The following is a 16,504-nucleotide window of genomic DNA, read 5'->3' as shown; positions in this document are numbered from 1 at the left end:
ATTGTGCTATCCCATTTAAATAGCTAAATGACAGTGAAAGTGTCCACAAATACTGCCTTTCACACATAATTGTCGAATTATACAAAAAGTTTCCACATGGTATTTCTTGCTATTATTTGCCAGATATATGTAATATAGGGGTAGTAAATGAGAAGGGGGATATTATGAAGAAATGGGTTAAGAATGCATTGACAATTACTGTTGGACTAGGTTTGGTTACTAGTAATCTAAGTCCAGCCATAACAGTCTCAGCAGACTCTTTAAAAAATTTTCCGAATGTATCGGCTGTTGAAGTGAGTCAGCCACAGCTTCAGAAAAAGCTGGAACAGCTAAATGAAAAGGCTTTGAGTGAAGATACGTTTGTTATCAAATATTCAAAACCATTAACACAAGCAGAGCATAGAATTGCAGGAGGAACACTCGTAACGGATTTTCCATCCCTTAACTATGCCGTTGTGAAGGTGAAAAACAAAAAAGACCTCCAAAAGGTCATGCAGAAATATAGAGGCTTTTCACATGTTAACTCAGTTAATCCAAGTGCCCTTTATAAACCTTTAAGTACACCAGATCCAAAGGTCAGCGAGTCCTATCATATTGGCATGCTTAAATTAAATGAAGCCCATAAGCTTGCTGGGAAGAATTCTGTTACAGTTGCTGTGATTGATCAAGGAGTGGACGTGAATCATCCTGAACTAAAGGGAAAGCTATTGCCTGGCTATAATGCGGTCAATCCGATGAATCAAGGTACCCCTGATTTCCATGGAACTCATGTTACCGGGATTATCGCGGGTAATAAGGATAATGGTATCGGCGGATATGGAGTGAACCCGAATGTGAAGATTCTTCCAATCGATGTATTCGATCGAAGTTGGGGGGCTTATGACTATTCGATTGCCCAAGGGATTTTACACGCAGTCGAAAAGAATGCCAAAGTAATTAACATGAGCATAGGCGGGCCAATGAAATCGCCAATCATTGAAGAAGCAATTAAAAAGGCGTTAGAAAAAAATATCACGGTTGTTTCTTCTGCCGGTAATAGTGGAAATGACATGGCGAGTTACCCTGCTGCCTACGAAGGTGTTATCAGCGTTGGTTCGGTCGATAAGTCGAAAAATCTATCATCGTATTCATCTTATGGACCATCGGTTGATATCGCAGCACCAGGTGAAGCAGTTTACAGCACAATCTATGAATATGAGAAAAAATCAAGCTTCCGAGAAATGAGCGGAACTTCTATGGCGTCTCCAATGGTTGCTGGTGTTGCATCACTGCTTTTATCGAAGCATCCAAACTTAACTCCTGCTCAGGTTGAATATATTTTAGAACATACAGCAGACGATTTAGGTGATCCTGGATTTGATATCAAGTTTGGAAATGGGCTTGTCAATCCGGTTGCTGCTCTAAAATTTGATGTGAAAAAGCTTCCTGCATTAGCAAATAAGCCTTGGACTGATAAAGAAATCGCTGAAAAAGCAGAGGAAGTCAATTTAGCGAAAGTGTCAGAACTGAAGGGAGCCATTACGAAGCCTTTTGAAGAAAAATGGTATTATACAGATGTAAAGGCTGGAGAATATGTTCAATTTTCTCTAGATGGAGCAAAGCAGTATGACTATAAATTAATGATTAATCTTCAGTCTCCAGAAGGGAAGGATAAGCTCGATATTAATAATGTGCTAGATGGTAAGACTGAAGGCAAGCTTTATAAAGTGCCTTACACTGGAAAACTAGCATTTGGCGTAAAGGATGTTAATGGAAGCTATGATGATTCCAAAAAACAGCTTTCAAAATTTAATTTTTCTGTCAAAAAATATCCTGTTCTTCCTGCTGATGAATCAACCTTCGAAAAGCCAATTAACATTGAGCTTCCATACGATTCTTCAAAGGAAAAGTATACATTAATTGGTGAAGAAGGAGACAATGACTATTTCACCCTTTCTGTCAAAGAGCAGCAAGTCATTAAAATGGACCTTACTGGTATACCTGGCGTCGACACTAGTATAAGTGTTTACGAAAAATTTATCATGCCGCCTTCTGAAGATGGAGAAATGTACGAGCTTCCACAATTAAAGGAGGACGAGGTAGAGCCATCCTTCTACGCTAATAATAAAGGGAAAAGTGAAGGAGAGACCTTATCCTTTGTTGCACAGCCTGAAGTGGAATATTCTATAAAAGTTTCAAATAAAGTAAATAGTTATTTTGGATTCTTCGACTTCTTTATCAATGGAAATATGATGGAGGAAGAGCAGAAGCCTGAATCATCCGCAATTCCGTATCAGTTAAAGGTTCAAGGAAAGGTTCTTCCTCCAGATGAAGATTCCTTGCCATTCCTTATGCCTAAAGAAGAAGAGGCTAGCACGTTAGAAAAGAAGAAAGAGCTTCTATTAATGGACCCAGTTGAAGAGGAATTTGATTATGTTCAAACAATCAAGGATGGCGCTCAGTCTTATACGATAGGTCAAGCAGCGACAGGATATTTACAAACCTTTGAGGATGAGGACTGGTTCAGTGTAACTCCTGGGGATACAGGCATTTATGAGTTTTCTTTAGAGAAAAACAACGCCAATATTCCTATTCTTGGAATCTATCAAATTAAAACAGAAAAGGATCATAAAGGGAAAGAATATTCCTACTTTGAACAAATTGCTTCAAACGAATATTCTTTCTGGCAGACTGGTAAATTAGACGAGATCTTATTTACAGGGTTAAAAAAGGATGATACCTATTATGTTAAGGTCAATACTAATTACTTTAACGGATCTATCTCATTTGACCCATATACAATTACTTCTAAGCTGATCGTTAAAAATCCACAGGACAAATATGAGGATAATGATAAGTTAGAAGGAGTTAAGAATCTTCCAGCAAGTAACATAGAAGGCAACTTTGCGATGCCGTATGATCAAGATAACTTCTATTTTGAAAGCAAGCAGAATGAAATCTACGGAGTGAAGCTGGAAAGAAAACAGGTTAGCGATAAATTTAAGAAGCAATATCCGAAGGAGCTCTTAAGCCAGTTTGCAGGGGTGCTCGCAATTTACGAGGATACGAATAAAAACCGCAAGCTTGATGATGAGGAAATGAGAACCGCACAATTCATTCAAAAAGGTGCAGGACTAGGTAAAACATTCGGTTCCTTCAAAACGGAAAAAAATAAAAACTATATCATCTCGGTAATGGCTTACTTTGAAGGGGCAAGCTCATTCTCACTATTGCCGTACACATTAGCAGTAAACCCTGTAAACAAAAATGACGAGGATAAAAACTCAGTCGTAAAAAATAACATCCCATCCAAGCCGCTCGCTCTCAAAGCGAAGTCAGCGAAGCATTTGCAAGCAACTGGCCATTTAAATGCAGGTGTTGCTTATGGAGATGAAGACTGGTACGTGCTTAAGCTTGATAAGAACACAAAAGGAAAAATTGAGCTTGAAGCAGGTATTGAGATCGATGGTGTGATCTCTTTATACAGTAATGGAAAGCTTATTTCAACAGCTGATTACTATCCTGAGGGAGACAAGGAAGTCCTGAATTTCGATCTGAAAAAGGGAACCTATCACATTAAAGTCCGCGATGTCATCGGCAACGCGACATTAACACCGTATACATTAAATGTATACAAGTGATCTCGCTTCAGTAGCTGCAGCTTCAGGAATCAGGTTAAGATTCTAACTTGAACAGGGCAATTTTTATTAGGAGCCAGTCCATCTTGAAAATAGGGGACTGGTTTCTTTTTATGAAGAGGGCTTATTCTGTTAAACGGTTGGATTGGCTGATGATAATAGAGGGTGGAGGCTGATAAGGTGCAAGATTGGTGCCTATCCAGAGGAAATAGAGCCGTAAACTGTAACCAAAGCACAAGATTGATGCCCGTCCAGATGAGATATTGCCCTTAAGCGGTAACCAAAGCACAAGATTGATGCCCATCTAGAGGAAAAATTGCCTTAAGCGGTAACCAAAGCACAAGATTGGTGCCCGTCTAGAGGGAAAATTGCCTTAAGCGGTAACCAAAGCGCAAGATTGGTGCCCGTCTAGAGGGAAAATTGCCTTAAGCGGTAGCCAAAGCGCAAGATTGGTGCCCGTCTAGATGAGATATTGCCCTTAAGTGAAAGCACAAGAATGATGCCCATCCAGAGATAATTTTTGCTGTTACCGGTACCTAGCTGACAAAATTGTCATGCCAAACTCAATATCGATTCGGGAGTCACATCATAATAAGATTTGGCTATTAGGAGAAGTTCTACTGATTTACAACTAAGCTTATTTTATTAGCATTTGAAGGGCTATTCTTACCTGTGAATCTAATATAAAATGAAGTTAATAGTATCTAAAATAGTAAAAACTAATACTGCCATAATCGTAGGGGGGATGAACATGAGAAAATGTCTATTAATGATTGCCGCATTATTCCTATTAATATTGATTAACCCCGAGAAACCACAGGCAGCAACCGTTTATTGGGATGGCGTGGAGCTTAAAAAAGGTCAAATTGGCCGAGTAACCATTGTGAAACCACTTAATTTATGGAAAAGAACAGAAAATGGCCTCCAGTTTGAAAGACAGCTTCAGAAAGGCGAAAAATACCGAGTATACAGAATGGATGACCAGTACGGCGGTCAATTTGGAGTTGGAGGCGATCTCTATATAACGAATATAGAAGGTCATGTTATCTATGAAACTCCTTCTATATCAAAACGCAAGCTTCTTGACTGCGATCAAGAGTGCTTAGTTGAAACCGTTGTGATTTCACCTGAAAATAATAGAGACTCTGCAGCAGTTAAGCAAATAAAAGAACGGTTAAAACCTCTGCCAGAATCTATTTTAGTTCAGCTTATCACTCAAAATATACATGTTCACCTAGTAAATGGTCCAATTACGGATATGAAAGAATTTTCGCATCTAAAGGGCGTCGTTCCGAGAGGCTGGGAGGGCACGAATAAGACGTGGGATGACGTTCCCGGAATTGGCGGAAGTAACACCGTAGCCGTTCGAATTGGCTATAGTGATAAGGGGAATGGCCATAGCTCGGTCAACCTTGAATTACACGAGCTAGCTCATTCAATCGATAGTATTCTAAAAAATAATTTATCATCAACATCCGCTTTTCATACTGTATGGAATTCAGAAAAGAAAAAGCTTTTTCCGGTGGAACCATATTTTAATATGTACCCTGAGGAATATTTCTCAGAAGCATTTGCCATGTATTATCGAGACAAGGACTCTAGAAAAAAACTACAAAAATTAGCGCCGAAAACCTATCAAGTTATAGAAAATATTAAGTGATTCGCTCTCGAAATTCGAGGGCTTTTTTATTTGAATGGCTAAATTCCTTAGAAATGTAAACGATATCGTCAAAAAAGCACCTTTATTTTCAACTTCCTCGATTAAATTTTACTAGAAAAATATTCCCTCCTAACTACTACACATAGAGTTGTTTAATCTTCCTAAGACCTAGCTTTACTTTTAAAAAACAATGCTACCCGAAAATAAAGTAGAAAATTCACGATTATTATAGTCAAATAGTCGTTTTATAGAGTTATTTGTCCAATTTTTTGGGAAAATGTCATATAATAATAGAATAGTATAAAGAAGGAGAGGGAAAATGAGTAAAAAATGGTTTATTAATGTAGTAGTCATTGCAGCATTGATTTTTGGACTTTACTCACCTGCTCAAGCTCAAGCAAGCGAACCGAAAGTGTATTGGGACGGTCTGCTAATGGTAAAAGGGCAAGTAGGAAAAATTAAAGTGATTAAGCCTATTAATCTATGGAAAAGAGAAGGAAATAAGCTAGTTTTCGAACGTGTATTAAAGCCTGGTGAGCAATATCGAGTCTATCGTTATGACAATCTATATGGCGGTCAGTACGGACTTGGCGGCGGCTATTATATTACGAAAATGGAAGGTTATGTCGATTATCGAACACCTTCTAAGAAAAAACTTGCTGAACTAGAAGCTGCCTATGGCGGCGGTGGCGGCACAACGAAGCCAATCGGCAATTTATCGATCGGGAAAGTAACTCAGCAGCAATCGAAGAAATTGGCCCCTGGTGTTACGGAAACTCAGCTTTCAGTTGATAGCAATCGAGGAAAGCAGAAAATTTTTACCGTTGAATATGATGGAAAAACAGAAAAGATCAGCTTAGAAACAGCATTAGCAAATGATCAATTATTCGGCTTTGAAACAGTTAAGAATCAAGCAAATGGTGCACAGACTGGGGACAAGCATGTTGTGGCTGGTATCAATGGAGATTATTTTGATAAAAATGGCCATCCCATTGATTTGATGATTCAAAAAGGAAATATTCTCACAACAAGTCAAACTCCTTTGGATCAATTAGCTGTATTTGGTGTTACAAAGGATGGGAAGCCTCTCATCGGAAGTCCTGAATTAAAATTATCGGTCCAAGTGAACGGACAAGAACCATATAAAATTGATACCGTCAACCGCACTCGTTCAGCTAATCATCTTGTTCTTTATACGCCAGAATTTGCTAGCTCAACAAGAACAAATGAGCTTGGCACAGAGGTTGTTGTCAAAATCGATTCTGGTCAGTTGAACGGACATAGTGTCTTAACAGGTACTGTTGTAAAGGTTGCAAGCAATGTAGGGAATGAATCATTAAATAGTGGTGAATTTGTCTTATCAGGACATAATTTTGCCAGCGATTTTTTACATACGATTCAGGAAGGCGACAAAGTAGAGGTTAAAGCGGAATTTGCCCAAAGCGAATGGAATCAAGTCGTGGAAGCAATCAGCGGGCGTTATCATCTTGTGAAAAATGGCTCTATCGTTAATCAGGACGTTCCTGGTGTTCATCCAAGATCTGCGATTGGAATTAAAGCGGATGGCAGCGTTGTCACTGCTGTTGTTGATGGACGTCAAAGCAGTCATAGCGTAGGGCTAACATTACCTGAAATGGCTTCTGTTATGAAGGATCTTGGTGCTATTAATGCCTTTACGTTTGATGGCGGCGGATCTTCGACGATGGTTACAAGAGATAATGGGGATGACAAGGTTTCTGTCATTAATAAGCCATCTGATGGTAAGGAACGTGCCGTAGCAAATTCATTATTATTTATTAGTCAATGGATGAAAGGTCCTCTTCAACAGCTTGTTGTGAAGCCTGCAGAAATTACGCTTTTTGCTGGAGCTACATATAAGGATTTAGGCATTACCGTAAAAGGTATGGACATGTTCTATAATGCAGTGCCAGTTACACAGCCTATTACGTTTAGTTCACCGGCCTTAAAGAAAAATGCAGACGGCAGCTATACGGTTTCAACAGCATTAAGTAACAGCGAGGTAGCGGTTTCAGCTGGAAATCTTAGCAGCAAGGTTAAGCTTAGTATTATCAATTCTCTAGATAGTATTCAAGTAGATGAAAAGGATATTATCGTTGAGAAAAATAACGTTTATAAAATTCTGCCAAAAGGAATTTATAAAGGAAAGACAATTATTACGGATCCTTCTTTATTCAAATGGAGTGTCACGCCGAATATTGGAACGATTAACAATAAAGGTGAATTTAAAGCAGGTGCAGCGAATGGAACAGGCGTCATTACAGTTTCGCACGGAAAAGTATCTGCAAAAATAAATGTTACAGTTGGCACACCTGAGCCGATCCTACTTGAAGGATTTGAAAGCGGCATTACAAATTACAAAGCTTCAGGTGCAAGATATAAGAGTGTAAAAATTGAACATGACCCTGCAATTAGTAAAACAGGAAAGCATTCAATCAAGCTCAGCTATGATTTCACTGGTACAACAGGAACATCTGGTGCTTATATTGATACCGTTAATCCACTTGCAATAAAAGGCTCTCCGAAGAAAATCGGCATGTGGGTTTACGGAGATGGCAAAGGGCATTGGTTAAGAATGCAGCTGAAGGATGGAAATAATCAGGACATTCAGCTTGATTTCACGAAGAATCTTGATTGGACCGGTTGGAAGTACGTTGAAGCAAGCCTGCCTCAAGGACTGAAAACACCATTAAGAATCGACGTCCCAGTCCGCTATATGGAAACAAATGACTCCAATAAAAACAGCGGCGTCATTTATATTGATCAAATTCAAGCAGTATACAAATAATTGTCTCAAAGTAAAAGGGTCTAATGCCTCAATGATAAAAAATCGTAAGCAAATATTGCCTTCGGTTTTTAGATCATCGAGGGATTACAGACCCTTTTTTATTGAAATCCTTTTCTAGCTTTAATTAGCCAAACTTAAGTAAATAACAGCCGAATTTATGTAATTATCAGCCAATGAAATCGGAATGTTAATTTTCCCATACAAACGTATTACAGAAATAAGACAAGCATGTTAGCTAATGAAATTTATGTTATTATAGTGCAAGTGAAGTTTTGATTAAGCTTCTTTTAAAAAAGATCGCCTTAATTAAGCTAAGGCATTCACCGGAAGGACTTGGTGAGCGCAAAGCTTTTCTAAGCTAAAAGGAAAGTTTAAGTTTATTAACGTACTAAAGTAAAATGCTTTTTCAATTAAATATCTGCTAATAAGATCGCGTAAGTAAAACTAAGGCATTCGCCAAGTTTTTCTAATACTAAAAAATGTTTTAGGCATTGGTTTGATTTGTCATTTATGATATGATACGCTAATACATGCAGTCCTATTTTAGTTCCTTTTTTGTAGGATAAATCTTTATAGACCCTTTTCGTTGGAGGGAAAAGAATGTCATCAAGTTCTAAATATGATCAAATTAAGAAACAGTTTGAAAAAGAGCCTCCCAAAATTATTGGGGGTTATAAGAGGCAAGGCTGGGCTCAAAAAACTTTAGATAAAACAGCAAATGATGATATTGAGCAAGAGCCGAAAGGGTTTGTTACGGCAAAGGCGATTCTCGAAGCTAATGATGGCAGTTATTATCCTGCTTTTTTATTAATTGATACGAAGAAGAGTGGAAAAATTAAGGATGCATTCTTTATTTCAGAAGCAGAGGATCAATTTCATCTTATTCCTTTACAACTAGCTCTGGAATTTATTGATAAAGAAGCAAGTGATTTAATGCCTTTCCGATATAAAACACTTGGAAAAATAAAAGGAGACCAATACCAAAAAAATTGGCCTGACTTCTCCTAAACCTTCTTAAAAATCTATTAAGAAGGTTTTTTCCGTTATAGAGAAAAAGTCATGGCACGGCGGCAAGTATAATGTTGGTGGCGGTGATTGGTTACAAAGACGGAAAGTCATAATAAATACGAGACTCCATTAACTGGGTGATTATGGTACCATTGAGTAAATGCAGTTATTGGATGGTGGCTATTGCGCATGGAAGTATATATTGAAAAACTACAAGCCACAGATGCGGAAAATTTGTATATTTTCGAACTCGAAAACAGAACTTTTTTCGAAGAAATGGTACCGACCCGTGGAGACGACTACTATAATCCTGAGATTTTTAAAAAAAGATATGAAGACTTACTGGAAGAACAAGCTCAAGGAATTTCTTATTTCTATTTAATTAAAGATAAAGATCATTCAATTCTGGGAAGAATAAATCTAGTAGATATTGATAAATCTCAAAAAATCGGCCATCTCGGTTATAGAGTGGGGCAAGTACATACTGGAAAAGGTTTTGCAAATATAGCATTAAAATTGTTATTAGAAACAATTCCTGACAATGACATAGTACAGATTAAAGCGAAAACAACCACTAATAACATTGCATCTCAAAAAGTTTTAGAGAAAAATGGATTTGAGAGAGTAGCTACTAGTAGTGAAGAATTCGAAATGAATGGTAAGAAGTTAAATTTTGTTTATTATACTTTGACCATTAGAGTTTAGTCTTTTTGAACTACCGGGGGCTTTAGTATAATAAAAATTGGTGAAGTCAGCAGTTACTGTTGGCTTTTTTTATGTTGTAGTCGGATGATAATGTGCAACAGCATATACAGAGATATTAGACCGAAATGATAGGTGTTTTTTCATTGCCCTTTCTACTTAATTGCTGATCTATCTTATCATCTGCCTTCAATAGAATCGACAGGGCTAAAGCAATAAATGAAGTTGCATTGAAGAATACTCGTGTGATGAATGATGTTTACATGTAGCAAACTGTAAAAAGCCCGGCATTCCATTTAGATATTCTACATATGGGCGTTATACGGGTGTGAGGATACTATAGTGGAAGCGAATTGTTTCTTGAATTAATCGGCAAAGATGCTGAATTCCTTCCCCTCCGAAAATCTCATGACTTTTGGGGTGGAAGACTATCTAAAATCTAGTGAATTAGGCCATTTGTAACATTAATGTAATATAACACCGTATAATTTAATAGAATTGAAATGAAAAATTACCTGAAAATAATGTAAAATAAACGTATAAACGATAAATTATGACATTTTTCTAATTTTCAGGAGGATAAGATGAAAAGAATAGCGAAAGTAGTCATAACAGCCGCTTTATTATTACCAACTTTTTTCGGAGTTGAAAAAGCGAGCGCTGCAAATATAAATGAAGAAATGATTGATTATAGTAAAACATTAATCGGGATTCCATACGTATATGGTGGAAACAGTACGAGTGGATTTGATTGCTCCGGATTTTTAAAATTTGTTTACGATAAATTCGACGTCTCACTTCCAAGAATTTCCTCTGATCAATATGCTGGTGGTACAGCAGTTAATAAAGAAGATTTAATTCCTGGAGATCTTGTCTTCTTTAATACAACAGGTGGTGGGAAAGTTTCTCATTCTGGTATTTATCTTGGAGATAATCAGTTTATCCATGCGGATTCAACAAAAGGAATTAAGATTAGTAATTTAGAAACTGAACGCTATTGGAAAAATGCCTATCATGGTGCAAAGCGATATATAGAAGCTCCGGCAACTGAAGCGGCTGGAATGTTTCAAGGCCTTGACATTAGGGAGAACCAGGTCGGTGTAATTGAAGTAAAGAAATCTATTAATCTATGGAAACGTGATAGTGATAATAAATTAACATTTGAAAGAGTACTTAATCCAGGTGAAAAATACCGTGTTTATGCATATGATTCAAATCATGGTGGACAATATGGATTAGGCGGAGACCTTTACATTACCGATATGAAATCGCATATTAACTATCATTCACTACCACAAGTAGCAAAAAACTAATAAAAGATCTACATCATGTATATGATTGAACCAGCCTGTGGGGCATGTGGACAGACTTATGATTCGTTCGTTGAATCACTTTCTGTGCATGTGACCAACAGGCTTTTTTATATTGTTGCTAGCGGAAACCAAAGTGTATGAATGATACCCATCCAGAGGAAATATTGCTTTTAACGGTAACCAAAGTGAGTGATTGTTGCCCGTCCAGAGGAAATATTGCGTTTAGCGGTAACCAAAGTGAGTGATTGTTGCCCATCCAGAGGAAATATTGCGTCTAGCGGTAACCAAAGCGAATGATTGGTACCTGTCTAGAGGAAATGTTGCCGTAAGCAGTAACCAAAGCAAAAGATTGGTACACACCTATAGGAAGTTTTACTATAATTGGTAACCAAAGCACATAATTGATAACCGTCCTAAATTGCAAAAAAGTCGAGGTATAAAATCATACGATTTTATACTTCGACTTATCTTCATTTCCTAGACTTTTAAGATTGCTTTACATCTACCTTAGCTGACTGCGGTACATAAGCTCTCCATTTTGATAAATCCAAATGTTCCTTTGTTACGGACGATTCTGGGAAAACAAAGGTCCATGGCTTGCAAGTTCGGCTCTTCACTTCGAGATTATTAAGTTGGAAGCCTGCTTGTGCTATAACTTCTTGGGAAGCATCCTCAAAAACAAGTGGGAGGTTTTCAATAAAGATACTGCGGTTGCTGGCATTGCGAATTAATAGTGTTGCTGCTAAGCCTTTTCCTGAGATAAAATTAGCTTCTAATCCCATGAAATTGACCTCACCTTCACGGATAGGCGGAAGGTTTTTTACGATGTTTTCTAGTTTTGTTAGCTGCTCCTCGCTAAAAGCTTCTTTCCAGCTGTCCTCTAAATCTAGGGGAAGCGCGTCGTCTGCAGACTTATTCTTTAGCTCGAATACAAGCTTCCAGCCCTTTTTCGGAAGCTCTTCCACTAGTTTGTTGTCATTTTCGAATAGGAATCTCCAAGGTCTGCTTGTGTTTGAAGGAAGCTCACCAAATAGATCCATCTCGAAGCTTTTTCGTGCTAATGGTTCATTGTTTTCGTTAACAAGGACAAGGTCAATCACTTCAAAGGTGATCGCTTGCGGTAATGAACTGCTTAAAAAAGCGGTTACGACAAATCCCTCATCATATTCGTATAAATTAATCAAGCTAACGGATAGCTGATTTGGCTGAAGGAGAGGTAACTTTTGGTGGTTGAATTGAAAAACATATTTTTCTTGGACAGATAAATCCCAATCTGGATGATAAGAAAGTGTTGTTTTTATTCCTTCATCTTTAGGTGTGTTGCTATTATTTTCGATTTCGTTCATTTTTTAATAAGCCACCTTTTTAAAATAAGTATTTTTATAGAAGTAAACCCATACTGATGGAAGTTTCACTTTATCGCAGATTAACGGGCAGTAAGACCCCCGCTACAAGGTTGCGAGAGAACCAAAGAAACCTGAGTGGGGGATCAACTGCCCGTAAAGGCCCGATTGGTTCAACTAACCATCCGTGGTGGATGAAACCCCCACTGATGGAAGTTTTACTTCATGATATATCACATTTAACGGACGACAAGCATGCTGATCGTCCGTTAAATGGTTACTTATTGAACTGTTACTATATCCTGCTCTGCCAAAAAATGCTGAATATATAGTTTTGCTTGCCTACTGATTTGAGCGTCTAATTCTGCTAAGAAGTGAATAAATTCATCATAAGCTTCACCTGCGTATAGACGATATGGGTCTTCTTGTCCATATCCGCGAATTCCGATATCTTCTCTCATCGCGAACAATAATTCCATATGAACAATCCAAGAGTGATCTAATGTTTGTAAATACATATTTTTGATTTGAACTTGGAAATCCTCGTTCACTTCTAGTTTTTCTAATAGAAGCAATTGGTTATTATAAAGCTCATCTATTTTCTTTTGGATGAATGGCTTCTCAGCACCCCTAATATCAGAAGCTGGGAATGAAAGGCTGCCAAACACTAAAGTTAATTCTTCATAGAGGCTTTCAGTTAACCAATCTTCCTCTAATACATTTTCAGGACAATATTTCTCGATAAGCTTTTGTATATGATTGTTTAACGATTCTTTTAATAGTTCATTAAAATTAGAGATTGCTAATAAGTCATTGCGTTTCTTATAGATAATTTTTCTTTGCTGATCAACAACATCATCTAGCTTTAATAGATGGTTTCTTGAAGAGAAGTGGGCGCTTTCTACAGTTTCCTGAACCTTCTTAACGAACTTAATAGGGTTTGGAGATTGAATCATGCCGTGCTCATCTGTCTTGACTTTTTTCTTCCACTTATCCATTTCCTCTTTATCATAGCTATGGAAGATATCGTCTTCAATGGAAATGATGAATTGCGTTGCACCTGGATCTCCTTGTCTGCCTGATCTTCCTCTTAACTGCATGTCGATACGAGCACTTTCATGCATTTCTGTTCCGATAATTTGAAGACCGCCAAGCTCTTTCACACCATCACCTAGTAAAATGTCGGTCCCGCGTCCAGCCATATTCGTTGAAAGCATGACTTTATTCTTTTGTCCTGCTTGTGAAATAATAGAGGCCTCGTCTTCTTCTGTTTTTGCATTCAGAATTTGGTGTGAGATGCCATCCTTCGTTAAATAAGTAGATAGTCGTTCAGATTGCTCAATGGATGTCGTTCCGATGAGAACAGGTCGACTCAGTTTATTATGTTTGCTAACTTCCTCAACGATTTTTTTCACTTTCGATTCATAGTCTTTATATACTAATGGCTCATCATCCTGGCGAGCATTCGGCTTATTCGTTGGAATGGCGATAACGCCTAAACGATACGTTTCCCAAAACTCCTGTTTTGCTGGAATCGCGCTTCCTGTCATGCCAGAAAGGGTAGCATACATTCTGAAATAGTTTTGTACAGTAATAGATGCTTGTGTTTGATTTTCCTCTTTAATAGTGACGCCTTCTTTGGCTTCGATCGCTTGATGAAGACCATCGCTGAAGGTGCGTCCTTCCATAATTCTTCCTGTGTACTGATCGACGAGCATAACGACATCTTTTTTTACAATATAGTCAACGTCTTTGCGCATGACTACATGTGCTCTTAATGATTGCATAATATTATGAAGAAGCTCGCGATGCTCAGCATCATAAAGATTTTCAATCCCGAAAGCTTGCTCAAATACGTCTGCGCCATTATCAGCTAAGACAATTTGCTTCGTTTCAGGGAAAAATTCATAATGATTCCCATCTTCAAATTCCCGAATGACTTCAGAAGTAATTTGAAAGAGTTCTGTTGCAATATCTGATTTACTGGCAATAATTAAAGGAGTTCTTGCTTCGTCTATTAAAATACTATCGATTTCATCGACGATTGCATAATGTAATGGTCTTTGCACTTGGTCTTCAATGCGGGAAACCATGTTATCTCGTAAATAATCAAAGCCAAACTCTGTTCCAGTTCCATATGTAATATCAGCGTTATAGGCTTCTTTTTTCTCAGATTCTGAGATTTGGGAAATATTCAAGCCGACACTTAGGCCAAGGAATTCGAGGACTTTCCCCATCTGCTCACGGTCACGTTTAGCTAAATATTCATTTGCTGTTATAACGTGTACACCTTTGCCTTCTAAAGCCTTTAAATAGCTTGGCAGAGTAGCTACAAGTGTTTTTCCTTCACCTGTTTGCATTTGAGCAATGCCACCCTCAAGCATGACAAGACCGCCAATCAATTGTACGTCATAGTGGCGAAGACCTAGGATGCGTTTGGATGCTTCGCGTACAATTGCGAAGGCCTCTTCTTTTAGATTGAATATCGATACGCCTGATGCAATTTTTTCTTTAAAATATTGAGTTGATTCCTTAAGTTCTTCATCGCTTAATTTAGATACTTTTGCCTCTAATTCATTAATACTCGTAACATGTTTATATAGACGTTTTAGTTCGGCAGAATCTTCATTAAAAATACGCTTCATCAAAGATAGCATCTTGTTCTCTCCTAAAACTTTTTTTCTAGCAAAATTATAACATATAATGTAGTATAATATAATTTATGTGTATTACTGCAGTAAATTTCTTACAAATTCTATTATTCTCTATTCTTTGAAACTTTTTTTCGATATGAATCGTCATATTTAGAGGATTATACCATTTTAGGTCGAAATATGATAAAGACTTTATGGCAAATGAGGTGATACTATTATTGAAGTAATTCATATAATCATTCTGTAATATTTGAAAAATGAAATTAATTGAATTCTTTTTAATATGTGTTAGGATAAATTTGATTCATAAATACAAACTTAAGGTGATACCATTGGATATAAAATTTTTAGTTGCCTTTATAGCAGCTTTAGTTACATCCTTACTGATTACGCCACTTGTTATTAAATTTGCGATTAAAATTGGTGCGGTTGACAAGCCTAACCAAAGAAAAGTCCATTCGAAAATTATGCCTAGACTAGGCGGCTTGGCCATTTTTGCTGGTGTCGTTGTTGGCTATTTTGTCGGCGGTCTTTATAATGAGAAAATTACTGGTATTACAGTTGGAGCACTTATCATTGTCCTTACAGGTGTTTTAGATGATAAATATGAGCTGAAAGCTAAATACAAGCTTCTCGGACAACTTCTTGCAGCGGCTGCAGTAGTTGGAAGCGGATTGACAATTGATAATTTGACCATACCGTTTATCGGCACCTTTGATGTTGGTTTTTGGACCTACCCTCTCACTGTCTTTTGGATTGTCGCGATAACGAATGCTATCAACCTAATTGACGGTCTTGACGGGCTCTCCGCTGGGATTTCAGCAATTGTCATTGCAACGATTGCATTCATGGCAGGGGTAGCAGGTAAGCCGCTTATTCTTATGCTTTCGCTAATTTTATTAGGAAGCACCCTTGGCTTCTTGTTCCATAATTTTCATCCGGCTAAAATTTTCATGGGTGATACGGGTGCGCTGTTTTTAGGCTATTCCATTTCAATTCTTTCTTTACTTGGTCTATATAAAAGTGTGACTTTGTTTAGCTTCATTGTTCCAATCATCATATTAGGTGTTCCAGTTTTTGATACAACTTATGCAATCATTCGAAGGATTGTTAATAGAAAACCGATTTCAGCACCTGATAAATCACATTTACACCACCGCCTGCTTGCACTTGGGTTATCCCATCGAAAAACAGTGCTTTGCATTTATGGTTTTGGAATTGTTTTCAGTATTAGTGCCATACTATTCTCATCTGCAACTTTATGGGTGAGTATCTTCATTATCTTTGGGCTCTTATTAATTCTTGAGCTATTGGCTGAAACCATTGGTCTCGTACACGAAAAGTACAAACCTATGATAAAAATTTATCGTAAGGTAACTGGAAGGCAATAATGATAAAGCC

At 37.6% G+C, this 16,504-nt stretch carries 9 protein-coding genes; 7 read left to right on the top strand and 2 right to left on the bottom strand.

The window, feature by feature from the left end:
- Positions 1–164 precede the first annotated feature (164 nt).
- The 6 genes from FSZ17_RS21550 (at position 165) to FSZ17_RS21525 (ending at position 11,106) form a co-directional block, all read left to right on the top strand.
- A complete protein-coding gene (locus tag FSZ17_RS21550; protein ID WP_057773004.1) occupies positions 165–3,620 on the top strand; it encodes a S8 family peptidase in 3,456 nt (1,151 codons plus the stop codon).
- A gap of 748 nt (positions 3,621–4,368) precedes the next feature.
- Positions 4,369–5,277 (top strand): anthrax toxin lethal factor-related metalloendopeptidase, encoded by a 909-nt coding sequence (locus FSZ17_RS21545; protein ID WP_228460250.1) that lies wholly within the window; start codon positions 4,369–4,371, stop codon positions 5,275–5,277.
- Positions 5,278–5,596: 319 nt separating this feature from the next.
- Positions 5,597–8,083: a phosphodiester glycosidase family protein gene (locus FSZ17_RS21540; RefSeq protein WP_057773008.1), complete on the top strand. Its 2,487-nt coding sequence runs from the start codon at positions 5,597–5,599 to the stop codon at positions 8,081–8,083.
- A gap of 600 nt (positions 8,084–8,683) precedes the next feature.
- Positions 8,684–9,091 (top strand): hypothetical protein, encoded by a 408-nt coding sequence (locus tag FSZ17_RS21535; RefSeq protein WP_057773011.1) that lies wholly within the window; start codon positions 8,684–8,686, stop codon positions 9,089–9,091.
- Between the two features lie 189 nt (positions 9,092–9,280).
- Positions 9,281–9,796 carry a GNAT family N-acetyltransferase gene (locus FSZ17_RS21530; RefSeq protein WP_057773013.1) on the top strand — a complete coding sequence of 172 codons (516 nt, stop codon included), beginning with the start codon at positions 9,281–9,283 and terminating at the stop codon, positions 9,794–9,796.
- A 581-nt stretch (positions 9,797–10,377) separates the two neighbouring features.
- Positions 10,378–11,106 (top strand): C40 family peptidase, encoded by a 729-nt coding sequence (locus FSZ17_RS21525; RefSeq protein ID WP_057773015.1) that lies wholly within the window; start codon positions 10,378–10,380, stop codon positions 11,104–11,106.
- 485 nt (positions 11,107–11,591) lie between these two features.
- Here the strand turns inward: FSZ17_RS21525 and FSZ17_RS21520 are convergent, their stop codons facing one another.
- Positions 11,592–12,452, bottom strand: a complete 861-nt coding sequence (locus tag FSZ17_RS21520) for an accessory Sec system S-layer assembly protein (protein WP_057773017.1) — start codon at positions 12,450–12,452, stop codon at positions 11,592–11,594.
- Between the two features lie 278 nt (positions 12,453–12,730).
- A complete protein-coding gene (gene secA2, locus FSZ17_RS21510) occupies positions 12,731–15,106 on the bottom strand; it encodes an accessory Sec system translocase SecA2 (RefSeq protein WP_057773019.1) in 2,376 nt (791 codons plus the stop codon).
- 329 nt (positions 15,107–15,435) lie between these two features.
- On the opposite strand from secA2, the gene FSZ17_RS21505 reads away from it, so the two are divergent.
- Positions 15,436–16,494, top strand: coding sequence for a glycosyltransferase family 4 protein (locus FSZ17_RS21505; RefSeq protein WP_057773021.1), 1,059 nt, complete (start codon positions 15,436–15,438; stop codon positions 16,492–16,494).
- Positions 16,495–16,504 lie beyond the last annotated feature (10 nt).

Origin of the sequence: Cytobacillus dafuensis, assembly GCF_007995155.1 — a bacterium.
GTDB classification, from domain to species: Bacteria; Bacillota; Bacilli; order Bacillales; family Cytobacillaceae; genus Cytobacillus; species Cytobacillus dafuensis.
This window is presented reverse-complemented; position numbering and strand designations above follow the sequence as displayed.

Bases quoted from the DNA above. Each gene is read 5' to 3' on its own strand.
- FSZ17_RS21550 (WP_057773004.1), top strand. From the start codon at position 165: ATGAAGAAATGGGTTAAGAATGCATTGACAATTACTGTTGGACTAGGT.
- FSZ17_RS21545 (WP_228460250.1), top strand. From the start codon at position 4,369: ATGAGAAAATGTCTATTAATGATTGCCGCATTATTCCTATTAATATTG.
- FSZ17_RS21540 (WP_057773008.1), top strand. From the start codon at position 5,597: ATGAGTAAAAAATGGTTTATTAATGTAGTAGTCATTGCAGCATTGATT.
- FSZ17_RS21535 (WP_057773011.1), top strand. From the start codon at position 8,684: ATGTCATCAAGTTCTAAATATGATCAAATTAAGAAACAGTTTGAAAAA.
- FSZ17_RS21530 (WP_057773013.1), top strand. From the start codon at position 9,281: ATGGAAGTATATATTGAAAAACTACAAGCCACAGATGCGGAAAATTTG.
- FSZ17_RS21525 (WP_057773015.1), top strand. From the start codon at position 10,378: ATGAAAAGAATAGCGAAAGTAGTCATAACAGCCGCTTTATTATTACCA.
- FSZ17_RS21520 (WP_057773017.1), bottom strand. From the start codon at position 12,452: ATGAACGAAATCGAAAATAATAGCAACACACCTAAAGATGAAGGAATA.
- secA2 (WP_057773019.1), bottom strand. From the start codon at position 15,106: ATGCTATCTTTGATGAAGCGTATTTTTAATGAAGATTCTGCCGAACTA.